Annotated in this window: 8 protein-coding genes; 7 read left to right on the forward strand and 1 reads right to left on the reverse strand. The window is 70.4% G+C overall.

All coding sequences use genetic code 11. The annotated features are described in order from the left end of the window. Positions 1–5: 5 nt before the first annotated feature. Genes HNR73_RS14185 through HNR73_RS14205 form a run of 5 tightly spaced genes read left to right on the forward strand, consistent with a single transcriptional unit; the run spans position 6 to position 5,812 of the window. Positions 6–917: a ribokinase gene (locus tag HNR73_RS14185; RefSeq protein WP_184787872.1), complete on the forward strand. Its 912-nt coding sequence runs from the start codon at positions 6–8 to the stop codon at positions 915–917. Next, positions 914–2,902 carry an SUMF1/EgtB/PvdO family nonheme iron enzyme gene (locus HNR73_RS40720; protein ID WP_184787873.1) on the forward strand — a complete coding sequence of 663 codons (1,989 nt, stop codon included), beginning with the start codon at positions 914–916 and terminating at the stop codon, positions 2,900–2,902. Before HNR73_RS14185 ends, HNR73_RS40720 begins: the two co-directional genes overlap by 4 nt. Further along, positions 2,899–4,086: a CaiB/BaiF CoA transferase family protein gene (locus tag HNR73_RS14195; protein WP_203686507.1), complete on the forward strand. Its 1,188-nt coding sequence runs from the start codon at positions 2,899–2,901 to the stop codon at positions 4,084–4,086. Before HNR73_RS40720 ends, HNR73_RS14195 begins: the two co-directional genes overlap by 4 nt. Continuing rightward, complete coding sequence (locus HNR73_RS14200) at positions 4,083–4,946, forward strand: HpcH/HpaI aldolase/citrate lyase family protein (RefSeq protein WP_184787875.1); 864 nt, start codon at positions 4,083–4,085, stop codon at positions 4,944–4,946. Before HNR73_RS14195 ends, HNR73_RS14200 begins: the two co-directional genes overlap by 4 nt. A gap of 35 nt (positions 4,947–4,981) precedes the next feature. Beyond that, a complete protein-coding gene (locus tag HNR73_RS14205) occupies positions 4,982–5,812 on the forward strand; it encodes a septum formation family protein (RefSeq protein WP_184787876.1) in 831 nt (276 codons plus the stop codon). 156 nt (positions 5,813–5,968) lie between these two features. Here the strand turns inward: HNR73_RS14205 and HNR73_RS14210 are convergent, their stop codons facing one another. Continuing rightward, positions 5,969–8,323: a DUF8508 domain-containing protein gene (locus tag HNR73_RS14210; protein ID WP_203686509.1), complete on the reverse strand. Its 2,355-nt coding sequence runs from the start codon at positions 8,321–8,323 to the stop codon at positions 5,969–5,971. Between the two features lie 193 nt (positions 8,324–8,516). Here HNR73_RS14210 and HNR73_RS14215 point away from each other — a divergent pair, with 193 nt between their 5' ends. Both HNR73_RS14215 and HNR73_RS14220 read left to right on the forward strand, forming a co-directional pair. Beyond that, the gene (locus HNR73_RS14215) at positions 8,517–8,891 is read left to right on the forward strand and encodes a DUF3817 domain-containing protein (protein WP_184787878.1); all 375 of its coding nucleotides are present in this window, start codon (positions 8,517–8,519) and stop codon (positions 8,889–8,891) included. Positions 8,892–8,985: 94 nt separating this feature from the next. After that, the gene (locus tag HNR73_RS14220) at positions 8,986–12,399 is read left to right on the forward strand and encodes a helicase-related protein (protein ID WP_184787879.1); all 3,414 of its coding nucleotides are present in this window, start codon (positions 8,986–8,988) and stop codon (positions 12,397–12,399) included. The last annotated feature ends 11 nt before the right edge of the window (positions 12,400–12,410 follow it).

The raw sequence follows: 12,410 nt of genomic DNA on the forward strand, positions 1-12,410 counted from the left end.
GGCGCATGAGCCTTGAAGTGACCGTGGTCGGCAGCGTCAACATGGACCTCGTCGCCACCGCACCGACCCTGCCCGCGCCGGGGGAGACCGTGCTGGGGCATGGATTCAGCACCGTTCCGGGCGGCAAGGGCGCCAATCAGGCCGTCGCCGCCGCCAGGGCCGGGGGGCGTACCGCCTTCATCGGCGCCGTCGGCTCCGACGGCTTCGGCGCCGAGCTGCGGTCGGCGCTGGAGCTGTCCGGCCTCGACACCGACGGCCTGCGCACGGTGCCGGGCCCTTCGGGCGTCGCGCTGATCGCCGTCGACGACGCCGGTGAGAACAGCATCGTCGTGGCCCCGGGCGCCAACGGCGAGCTGAAGCACCTGACCGTGGAGGACCGCGGCCGCATCGGCGCGGCCTCGGTCCTGGTCTGCCAGCTGGAGGTGCCGCTGCTGGCCGTGCTGGAGGCGGCCCGTGCGGCCCACGACGCCGGCACCCGCGTGATCTTGAACGCCGCTCCGGCACGCGCGCTGCCGCCGGAGCTACTGTCCCTTGTAGACCTTCTGGTGGTCAACGAGGGGGAGGCCGCGATGCTGGCGAGTGTCGAGGGGGGCGATCCGGCCGAGCTGGCCGCCGCGCTCCTGACGACCGTCCCGCACGTGGTCTTGACCCTCGGCGGTGCCGGATCCCGTTACGCGGCACGTGATCGCGAGCAGGTCGCGATCGACGCGCCCAAGGTCGACGTGGTCGACACGACCGCCGCCGGGGACTCCTTCACCGGCGCCCTCGCGGTCGCCTGGGCCGAGGGCCGCGACCTGCCCGACGCCTGCCGCTGGGCGAGCGCCGCCGGGGGAGTGACCGTTCAGCGGCCCGGCGCCACCAGTGCGCTGCCCGGCCGAGCCGAGATCGACGAGTTGTACGAGGTGACCTACCGGTGAGTTTCAATCCGTACGTTCCGCGGCCGATCGACCGTCCGGCGCGGGTGCCGCTCGACGGTACGGATCTGCGCGTCCTCGACGACGCCAAGATCTTCGCCGTGCCGGAGGACCCCGCCGAGTGGCCGGCCTGGCGGGCCGCGCTGAGCCGGTGGCGGACGGAGGCCGTCGAGCGGATCGGTTACGACGACGAGCTTTACGCGCGGCCCGAGTTCGACTGGGTCGCGAGCAACTACGTGGTGTGCCTGGCCTGGTTGTGGGACGAGCTGCTCTACGACCACGCCGAGGGCCGTTTCACCCCCGAGCGTTTCTGCGAGGTCGCCGAGCGCGACTTCGGTGGTTTCGACGGCGTCGTGCTCTGGCACGCCTACCCCGTCATCGGTGTCGACGACCGCAACCAGTTCGACTTCTACCGGCAGGTTCCCGAGCTGCCGGGTCTGGTGGCGGCCTTCCAGGCGCGCGGTGTGCGCGTCTTCGTGGACTACAACCCCTGGGACGTCGGCACTCGGCGTGAGGCCGTCGACGACGTCGCCGCGGTCGCCGAGATCGTCGAGTGGCTGGGCGTCGACGGCGTCTTCCTGGACACGATGAAGGAGGGCGGCACGGTCCTGCGCGAGGCGCTCGACGCCGTCCGTCCCGGGGTGGCCCTGGAAGGCGAGTCGCGGCTGCCGCTGGAGCGCGTGTGCGACCACCCGATGTCGTGGGCGCAGTGGTTCGCCGACAGCGAGGTCCCCGGGGTGCTGCGGTCGCGCTGGTTCGAGCCGCGCCACATGCCGCACCACACCCGCCGCTGGCACCGCGACCACTCCGGTGAGCTGCACTCGGCCTGGCTGAACGGTGCCGGGATGCTGGTGTGGGAGAGCGTCTTCGGTTCCTGGGTGGGCTGGAACGACCGCGACAAGGGTCTGCTGCGCGCCATGCGCCGGGTCTGGAACGGTTACGCGGCCTGGCTGCGCGACGGTGGCTGGACGCCCCTCGCCGACCATCCGGGTGACGGGATCGGCGTGTACGCCTCGCGCTGGGATCACCTCGACACTCCGATGTGGACGGTCGCGAACACCGGTGCCGCGCACGACGGGCCGTGGCTGGTGACCGACGAGCGGCCCGGTCACCGCTGGTACGAGCTGACCACGGGCACCGAACTGACCCCGGTCGCGCTGGGGGACGGTCGCGTCGCGGTCGGCGGGCCGATCGAGGGGGGCGGCGTCGCCGCGGTCCTCGCCAGCCCGGTGCCGGTGATCCTGCCGGTGCACGAGACCGGTCCGGTCGACACGACCTATCCGCGGCGCTCGGCGGTGCGGACCCCCGCGCCGCGCGCGATCCGCGAGACCGTCCCCAGTGGAATGTCGGTTGTGGACGGTGGCGCGCGGGAACTGACCGTCCGCTACCGGCTGCGGGAGACCGGCCTGTACGGCGAGGTCCCCTACGTCGACGAGTGGAAGCCGCTGCCTCCGCGCCTGCACAACACCCACCGCCTCATCCGGCCGGTGACCTTCACGCGCCACGCCATCGCCGCCCGCGAGGTCACCAACGCCGAATACGCCGACTTCCTCGCCGACACCGGCTACCGGCCCGTGCGTTCCGAGCGCCTGTGCGACCACTGGTCGGACGACCGGCCCCCGGCCGGCCGCGAGAACGAGGCGGTCACCCACGTCGACCTCGCCGACGCCCGCGCCTACGCCGCCTGGGCCGGTCTGCGCCTGCCCACCGAGGACGAGTGGCAGGCCGCCGCCGAGGACGGCCTGCTCGACCTCGACGGCCCGCGCGTGTGGAACTGGACCGAGAGCGAGCACACCGACGGGCGCACCCGCTTCGCGATCCTCAAAGGCGGCGCCGACTACGCCGCCGAAGGCTCCGACTGGTACCTCGACGGCGGCCCGCAGCCGCCCGAGGTCAGCGTGAAGTTCCTGATCCCCGGCGCCGGGCTCGCCCGCTCCTCCTCGATCGGTTTCCGTTGCGCCGCCGACCTTCCGGAGGACGCACGGTGATCCCCGCACTCGACGGTGTCCGCGTCATCGAACTCGCCACCCTCTTCGCCGGGCCCCTCGCCGGCGCGACGCTCGCCGACTTCGGCGCCGACGTCGTCAAGGTCGAGCACCCCCGCAAACCCGACCCCTCGCGCGGGCACGGCCCGAGCAAGGACGGCGTCGGCCTGTGGTGGAAGGTCCTCGGCCGCAACAAGCGGGCGATGACCCTCGATCTGTCCACACCGGACGGTCGCGATGTGCTGCTGCGCATGGCCGCCGAGGCCGACGTCATCATCGAGAACTTCCGGCCGGGCACCCTCGAACGCTGGGGCCTGGGCTACGAGGAGCTCGCGAAGGCCAATCCGGGCCTGATCCTGACCCGCGTCACGGGTTTCGGGCAGTTCGGGCCCTACTCCGCGCGCCCCGGCTTCGGGACCCTCGCCGAGGCGATGAGCGGCTTCGCCGCCGTCACCGGCGAACCCGACGGGCCGCCGACCCTGCCGCCGTTCGGGCTCGCCGACGGGATCGCCGCGCTGTCGACGGCGCTGGCCACGTCGATGGCCCTGAACTCCCGGCACACCACCGGACGCGGGCAGGTCGTCGACCTCGCCATCATCGAGCCGATCATGGCGCTGCTCGGGCCGCAGATCACCTGGTACACGCAGCTGGGGTACAAGCAGCCGCGCACCGGGAACCGGTCGAGCAACAACGCCCCGCGCAACACCTACCGGACCGCCGACGGGCGCTGGCTGGCCGTGTCGACGAGCGCGCAGAGCATCGCCGAGCGGGTCGTCAAGCTGGTCGGCCGCCCCGACTTCATCGACGCCGACTGGTTCGCCACCGGCAGCGGCCGGGCCGCGCACGCCGACGAGCTCGACGCGGCGGTGTCGTCGTGGGTCGGCGCGCGCCCGGCGAGCGAGGTCGTCGCGGCCTTCGAGGACGCGCAGGCCGCCGTGGCGCCGGTGTACGAGATCGACGATGTCATCGCCGATCCGCAGTTCCAGGCGCTCGGCACCGTCCACAGTGTCCCCGACGACGAGCTCGGCGAGGTCGCCATGCAGAACGTGCTGTTCCGCATGTCGGGCACGCCCGGTGAGATCCGCTTCGCCGGGCGCCCACACGGGGCCGACACCGAGGCCGTCCTCGGTGAGCTCGGGCTGTCCGGCGACGAGATCGCCGAACTGCGCGAGAAGGGCGCGATATGAGCGATCCGCTGACCCTGCTCTACGTGCCGGGGGACCGGCCCGACCGCTTCGACAAGGCCGTCGAGTCCGGCGCGGACACGGTGATCCTCGACCTGGAGGACGCCGTCGCCGCGCCGCACAAGGCCTCGGCGCGTGAAGCGGTGGCGGCCTATCTGGCCAAGCCGCGCGCGGTGCCGATCCAGGTGCGCGTCAACGACTTGACCGGGCCCGACGTCGCCGCCGACCTGGCGGCCGTGGCGAACGCGCGCGGCCTGACGGGTCTGCGGCTGCCGAAGGTCGGGTCGGGCGAGCAGGTCCACGACATCGCCGCTTCGGTTGCGGCGCTGACGATCCGCGAGCCCGAACTGCACTGCCTGATCGAGTCGGCGGCCGGTGTCGAGGCCGCCCACGCGATCGCCACCGCCCACCCGTGGGTCCGCTCGGTCGGGCTCGGTGAGGCCGATCTGTCGGCCGACCTCAACGTCGCCGACGAGGCGGGGCTGACCTACGCGCGCAGCCGGATCGTCGTCGCCGCCCGCGCCGCGGGCCTGGCGCCGCCGACGATGTCGGCCTACGCCAACGTGTCCGATATGGACGGTCTGGCGGCGTCCTGCGCGCGGGGCCGCGCCCTCGGCTTCCTGGGCCGCACGGCCATCCACCCGAGGCAGCTCCCGGTGATCGCGGCGGCCTTCCGCCCCGCCGAGTCCGATGTGGACAAGGCGCGCACGCTGCTGGACGCCCTGTCCGGCGCCGAAGCCCGCGGCTCGGGCACCGTCGTGCTCCCCGACGGCCGCTTCGCCGACCGCGCCATGATCGCCGCGGCCGAGCGGACGGTGGCGCTGGCCGAACGCCTCGCGGGGGTGCCGCGACAACGGGTTTAGGACCCCTCCCACGGCGTCGAGGGCAGCATGATCGTATGCCTAGACGCCTTCGTCTGCCGGTCGTGCTGTTGACGGTGATGTGGTCGCTGGCCGCCTGTTCCCACCCGAACGGCGCGATCCAGGCCGATGCTCCGGCATCGCCGCCGGCGTCCTCCCCGCCAGGCCCGCCGCTGCCCGCCGACGGCGCCGGCCCCTACGGCCCCGGCGACTGCCTGAAGATCGACGGGCAGGCGCTCGACACCGTGGACTGTGCCGTCGGGCACGAGTACCAGGTCATGCTCTCGCAGGAGTTCGCCGGCGACGCCGACGCGTACCTGCCCGACGTCACGGTCTACCGCCCGGTCTGCACCGCCGCGCTGCCGGTGTTCCTCGGCAGCCCCGACGCCGAGGCGAGCAGGCTGGAGACGCTCAGCTACCTGGCCGGAGAGGCCGAATGGAAGGCGGGGAACCGCTGGTTCGCCTGCCTCATCGCCGAACGTGGCCCCGACGACAAGCCCGTCCCCCGCACCGGCACCCTCGCCGGCGCACTCGCCGCGGGCCTCGGCGAGCTCCGCCGCTGCCTCGTCGACGAACCGGCCACGAAGGACGCGACGGTCACCGTGCCCTGCGACCGTCCACATCGGAGTGAAGCGGTCCCGGGCGTCCTCGTGCTCGGCTCCCCGGCCGATCCGGCTCCCGGCATCCCCGAGATGGCCGACCGCGCCGTCGACCACTGCGAAGCGAGGGTCGCCGCATATCTGGGCGACGAACGCGAAGGGGTCACAGCCGCCGCGGACCTACCGCTACCGGACCTGTGGCCCAACGGCAGCAATCGGGCGGTGTGTTACGCGGTCACGGAGGAGGCGGTGACGGGGACGCTCGTGTGACCTGGATGAGAAGCCCCGGCGAGCCCCCCGACCGCACCCGCACACACGGCGCCTGCCCGCGCAGCCCGGTCATGGAGGCCTTCGACGGTGGCCGAGGAGAACGCCTTGAGCGAACCGTGAGGCGGGCGCCCGGCCCCGAGACCGGGCGCCCACCACCTAGACCTTCACCCGCACGACCTGCGGATCATGGTCGCTCAGCTGTCCCGCGAACTCCGCGTTCGTGTGCACCACGTCGTAGGCGTAGCCCGCGCTCACCAGCGACGGCGAGATCAGGATGTGGTCGAGGACCTGCGAGTTGCCCTCGAACACGTAGGTGTAGCGCTCGGCGTCGGGCAGGGTCGACGGCAGATCCGTCATCCCCACCGCCGTCAGCTTCGCGATCGTCGCCGAGAATTCGAAGTCGTTCAGATCCCCGGCGACCACCACGCGCGCGTTCGTGTCGATCGCGCGCATCTTCGCGATGAAGTCGGCGACGAGTTGCGCCTGCTGGTTTCGCTGCGTCTCGCTGCTGCGCTTCGGCGGCTGGTTACGGCCGAAGAGCGGGTCGTCGCCGCCCTTGGAGTTGAAATGGTTGGCGATGACGTAGACGGGCTTGCCGTTGGCGACGAACTTGCCCACCAGCGGCTTGCGGCTGGCGTTGAAGGCCGCGCTCGCCGGGCTGATCCGTCCCGGGTTGACGTTCAGCGCGATCGGGTCGGCGGCATTGCCGCTCGCCGTGGCGGTGACCGCCGTCGTCGCGCCACCGGGCGTGCCGCCGGCGAACTGCACCCTGTCGGTCCGGAACAGGAAGCCGACGCGGATGTTGCCACCCGGCTCGCCGCCGTCGGCGCCGTTGACCGGGTCGACACCGCGCCAGTCATAGGTGGGACCGCCCGCCGCCTTGATGGCCGCGATCAGCTTCGCCCACGTCTGGTCGGCGGAGACGACGCCGTTGTTCGCGGCGCCGTCGTTGTCCTGGATCTCCTCGACGGCGATGATGCCCGGCGCGGCCAGGTTCGTCACGATCTGCTTGGCGAGCCCGTCGAACTTGCTCTGCGGGTCGGTCGGGTCGAGGTTCTCGACGTTGAACGCCGCGATCGACAGCTCACCGGCGCCCGCGGCCGCGGTGGTCTCGGGGGTGAGACCGCCGGACACGCGGGTCAGGGCCGCGGTCAGCTCCAGCTTGAAGTTCCCGAAGGCGTAGTCGAGCACGCCGACGGCGGGGCCGGAGAAGTGATCGCCGACGTTGACGCCGGCGGGCGTCGACCCGGCCAGGACCGCGTCGTCGAGGACGACCCGCTCGGGGTTGAAGTCGGTCGAGCGGATCGCGATGCCCTTGCGGGTCGTGCGAACCGAGGCCCCGGCGCCGTCGTCGGCGAGGACGGGGATCTCGCCGAAGGACGTGCTCGGGCCGGTGGCCACGGGGTTGCTGACCTGGACCCGCATGCCTTCCAGGGACTCGTAGAAGTCGATGCCGTCGGTGGCCGCGTCGAAAGTGCCGGAGACTTCGACGTCGCCGTTGGCGTCATCGTCGATGACGGTGGACGGGGGGACCCGTCCGCCGCCGCCGATGACCGTCGGCGCGGGCACGGTGCGGGTGCCGAGCTTCGTGACGGTCGGGGCGGTGAGTTCGGTGGTGGTCAGGTTCGTCGTCGCGGTGCCGCCGGGGCGGAACTCGGTGACGGTGGCCTTGACCGCGACCTCGTCGCCGACCTTGGCCGTCGGCGCGCTGCTCGTGTAGACGAGCACGCCTTCCGAGGTCTCCGGATCGCTGTCGGGGCAGGGATCCTGGAACCAGAAGCCGGTCGCGCCGACCGCGGTGACGACCCCGCGCACGTCGGTGACGGCCGATCCGGACATCGGCGACTTGTGGGTCGCGCCCTGGATCTGGCGGATGCGGGTCGACGGGTAATCGCAGGTCCCACCGCCGTCGCCGCCGCCACCGTTGATGTTCTGCGGGGTCGGTGCCCCGGCGGCGAACTCGGTGCCGTTGTCGTCGGCGTCGGCGGTGACGGTCTTGCGCGCGACGGAGGTCGTGTTCGACGCGCCCGGCGCCACGCTCGCCTCGAAGTCGTTGGCGCTGCCGTAGCCGACGAAGTCGCGCACACCGGCGGCCGTGTCACAGTTGGCGCCGCAGCTCAGCGCCGCCGTCGAGGTGACCAGCGCGACCTTGCCGGTCGTCGCCGACATGTTCATGCCGCCCGACGCGTCCGGTGCCGGGAGCGCCGCGCCGCCGCTGGTGCCGCCGGCGAGTTTCACCAGGTAGCGGCCACCTGCGGGGATCGACCCGTGCAGTGCCGCCGCCGCCCAGCTCGTGCCGGACGCCGACGCGTAGTGCACCGACCAGCCCGCCACGCTGACCGGCGAGGCGCCCCGGTTGTAGAGCTCGACGAAGTCGTTGGCGTACGGGGCGCCGCTGTTGCCGCCTCCGCCGTACACCTCGGCGATCACCACGTCAGGTGAGGCCGCCGCCGCGCTCGACGGCAGCGCGAGTAGCGCCGCGCCGAGGGTCGCGGTTAAGAAAGTCGCCATGCGGCGACTGCGATTGCGCATGCTTCCTCCAGATCGGATGGACTGCGGGCATCGTAGCGACGGGAGGTGTACCGGTGGGTAACCTGTCCGGTCGGCGACAATGACCCAGCTCATCTCCACGAAGGGAGTCGCCGGCGCCCCTACCCCCGTCCGGTACCCTCACGCGACGCCAGCCACCAACGAAAGGCGCCCGATGAGCACCCGCGACACGACGCCCGCCCCCCGCGAACCCCTCGTCCGCTGGTTCTCGGTGATCGCCATCGTCGAGGCCCTGACCTGGGCCGGACTGCTGATCGGCATGTACTTCAAGTACATCCCGGAATCGACCACCGAGATCGGCGTGAAGATCTTCGGCCCCATCCACGGCGCCGTCTTCGTCGCCTACGTCGTCGAGACCTTCCTCGTCTCCTGGAAACTGCGCTGGCGCCTCTTCTCCTGGACGACCTTCTTCGCCCTCGCCGCGTCCATCCCGCCCTTCTTCACCGTCCTGTTCGAGATCTGGGCCCGCAAGACGGGCCGCCTCGAAGTCCGCACGGAGGCACCGGAGCCGGAGCGGGTGGGGGTTTAGGACCGCGTGGCACTACTCCTCTCCGGTCCCGCCCGATTACGCTCGGATGCGCCGCAAGGCCGCGTAGTGGCGTGGGGGCGAGGAGGGAGCACAGGTGCTACTCGATGAGGTGGCCCCGGGCTTAAGGCTGTCAGGTGTCATTCCGGCCGAAGTCGTCACCGTCATCGCGGTGCAGCGACATGGTCCCGACGCACTGGAACTGACGTACAAGACCACGACGGGCGCGCTCGGACAGCAGGTCCTCTTCGGGCAGGACGCGGACGCGCTGTCGGTCGCCCGGACCGGAAGCCGCGCGTTCGACGCCCCGGCGAACGACTTCAAGCTCGTCGCCGAGGCCCAGCGGATCACCCTCGCGGGCCTCTTCGACCCGATGCTCGCGGTCGCGACGAGCGATGTCCGGCCGCTACCCCACCAGATCCACGCCGTCTACGGCGAGCTGCTGCCACGCACCCCGCTGCGTTTCCTCCTCGCGGACGACCCGGGTGCCGGCAAGACGATCATGGCGGGCCTCTACATCAAGGAACTCATTCTCCGCGACGATGTGCGCCGCTGCCTGATCGTCGCGCCAGGGGGACTGGTCGAGCAGTGGCAGGACGAGCTGTTCTTCAAGTTCGGGTTGCGCTTCGACCTGCTCACCAACCAGCTCATCGACGCCAACGTCAACCTCAACGTGTTCGAGACCAGCCAGCTGCTGATCGCGCGCATGGACCAGCTCGCCCGCAACGAGGAACTGCGCGGCCGGCTGCGGGAGACCGATTGGGATCTGATCGTCGTCGACGAGGCACACCGGATGGGAGCACATTTCTTCGGCGGCAAGCTGGAGAAGACCAAGCGCTTTCAGCTCGGTGAGCTGCTCGGCGACATCACCCGCCACCTGCTCCTGATGACGGCCACCCCGCACTCGGGCAAGGAAGAGGACTTCCAGCTCTTCCTCACCCTCCTTGACCGGGACCGCTTCGAAGGCCGGTCCAAGGACGCCGCCGATACCAAGGGGATCATGCGCCGCATGGTCAAGGAGGATCTGCTCACCTTCGAAGGGCGCAGACTGTTCCCCGAGCGGATCGCCGAGACCGTTCCCTACGAGCTGACCGCCCTCGAGTACGACCTGTACGAGCACGTCACCGACTACGTGCGGACGGGCATGAACCGGGCCGAGAAGCTCGAAGGCAAGCACCGCAACACCGTCGGCTTCGCGCTGACGGTGCTCCAACGACGCCTCGCCTCCAGCCCCGCGGCGATTCACCAGAGTCTGATCCGCCGGTCTCGCCGCCTCGAACGCAAGAAGCACGAGATCCTCAGCGGGACGTACGTGGACACCGAGCCCACCATCGAACCCGCCGACCTCGACGCCGACGAGTACAACGCCGAAGAGGTCGAAACGCTCGAAGAGGAACTCCTCGACGCCGCCACGGCCGCCCGCACCGTGCAGGAGCTCGACGTCGAACTCGCCGACCTGACCGGGCTGACCGCTCTCGCCAAGACCGTCCGCGACTCGGGTACGGACCGCAAGTGGACCGAGCTGTCGACGATCCTCCAGGGCAACGCCCTCACCGTGGACGACGACGGTTCGCCGCGAAAACTCATCATCTTCACCGAGCACCGCGACACCCTCGAATACCTCCGCGATCGCATCTCCTCGTTGCTCGGTCGCCCGGACGCCGTCCGCGCCATTCACGGTGGGGTGAGACGCGGCGAGCGCCGGCAGATCACCGAGGAGTTCACCCAGAATCCCGAGTGCCAGATCCTCCTCGCCACTGACGCCGCCGGAGAGGGTCTCAACCTCCAGGCCGCCCACCTGATGGTCAACTACGACCTGCCCTGGAACCCGAACCGCATCGAGCAGCGCTTCGGCCGAATCCACCGCATCGGGCAGGAGCAGGTCTGCCGACTGTGGAACCTCGTCGCGTCCAACACCCGCGAAGGCGAGGTCTTCACGCGGCTGCTGCTGAAGATCGAGGAGATGGGCAAGGCGTACGGCGGGAAGGTCTTCGACGTCCTTGGCGAGGCCTTCGCCGAGACGCCGCTCCGCGACCTGCTCATGGAGGCCATCCAGTACGGCGAACGCCCGGACGTGCGCGCGAAGATGCACCAGGTCATCGACGCGAGCGTCGGCGACGGAGTCAAAGAGCTGCTGGCGGAGAGAGCCCTGGCCGCCGCGCATCTCGCGGACACCGACCTCGCCGAACTCCGCGGCGCGATGGACGCGGCTCGCGCCCGGCGCCTGCAACCCCACTACATCGAACGCGCCTTCAAAGCGGCGTTCACGAGGCTGGGTGGTCGCATTGCGAGACGGGAGCGTGCGCGATACGAGATCACCAACGTGCCGGCTCAGCTCAGGACGGGCAGGCATGGGCCGATCGCGACACGGTACGACCGCGTCACCTTTGACCTGGATCATGCGGCTACGGATGCCGGTCAGACCCGCGCTGACCTGCTCGCGCCAGGGCACCCGCTGCATGACGCGGTCATGGACGAGACGGTCGGACGGTTCGGGGGCGTGCTCAACGCCGGGACTGTGCTCGTGTCATCGACGCTCGACGAGCCGTGTCTCTTGGTCGGGGTGATCGAGGAGGTCGCGGACGCGACGGGGGCGAGTGTGGCGAGGCGGTTCGGTTACGCGTTCGTGGATGCCTCCGGCTCCGTCACGCCCGCCGGACCCTCGCCGTACCTTGACTGCGTTGAGGCACCAGATACGCCGGCTGTCGCGGCTGCCCGTGGCCTGCCCTGGTTGGCGGACGCCGAGGACAAGGCGATCAGCTGGATCATCGCCAACCGGCTGCCGGAGCACTTGAGTGAGGTGAGACCACGGCGTGTGGGTGAGCTGGCGAGGACACGGGATCTGGTCACCAAGCGGCTTTCGCAGGAGAGCGAGCGGCTGATCCTTGAGGCTGCGGTCGCGTCGGAGAAGGAGCAGAAGGGGGAGAAGCCGAAGGAGTCGGCGGAGGGGCTTAGCCGTAAGGCTGCGGAGTTGGAGGCGCGGCTGGAGCGTCGTCGGGAGGTGCTGGACCAGCAGATTCTGATGTCGACGAAGCCACCGTTGGTGGTGACGGCGGCGTTGGTGCTGCCCGTGGGGATGGTGGAGGGGGAGTTGCCGGCTGATGCGCCGATGCATGCCAAGGAGACGAAGGAGGTGGAGCGACGTGGGGTTGACCTGGTGATGAAGTGTGAGCGGGAGTTGGGGAGGGAGCCGGTGGAGCAGGCTTTCAACAACCCGGGCTTCGACATCTTGTCTACGGCACCGGGTGGGGAGATGTACCGGATCGAGGTGAAGGCTCGTATTGCGGGGGCAGAGGACTTCTTCGTTACGTACAACGAGTTCTTGACCGGGAAGAACTCGGCGCCTAGGTATCGACTTGCGTTGGTGAAGGTTGATCCGCTTGGGGCGGAGTGGGATGAGGTGCGGTATCTGGATGATCCGTTCATCAGTACTAATCTTGGCGGGATCGAGGTAACGGGTATCCGCTTTGATTGGATCAATATGTGGTTGAAGGGGGCCGGGCCACACTGACCTCTCTTGAT

Origin of the sequence: Phytomonospora endophytica, assembly GCF_014202425.1 — a bacterium.
Lineage (GTDB): Bacteria > Actinomycetota > Actinomycetes > Mycobacteriales > Micromonosporaceae > Phytomonospora > Phytomonospora endophytica.

What these genes read in the sequence shown, in the direction of transcription:
- HNR73_RS14185 (WP_184787872.1), top strand. Translation starts at nt 6, where the DNA reads ATGAGCCTTGAAGTGACCGTGGTCGGCAGCGTCAACATGGACCTCGTC.
- HNR73_RS14200 (WP_184787875.1), top strand. Translation starts at nt 4,083, where the DNA reads ATGAGCGATCCGCTGACCCTGCTCTACGTGCCGGGGGACCGGCCCGAC.
- HNR73_RS14205 (WP_184787876.1), top strand. Translation starts at nt 4,982, where the DNA reads ATGCCTAGACGCCTTCGTCTGCCGGTCGTGCTGTTGACGGTGATGTGG.
- HNR73_RS14210 (WP_203686509.1), bottom strand. Translation starts at nt 8,323, where the DNA reads ATGGCGACTTTCTTAACCGCGACCCTCGGCGCGGCGCTACTCGCGCTG.
- HNR73_RS14215 (WP_184787878.1), top strand. Translation starts at nt 8,517, where the DNA reads ATGAGCACCCGCGACACGACGCCCGCCCCCCGCGAACCCCTCGTCCGC.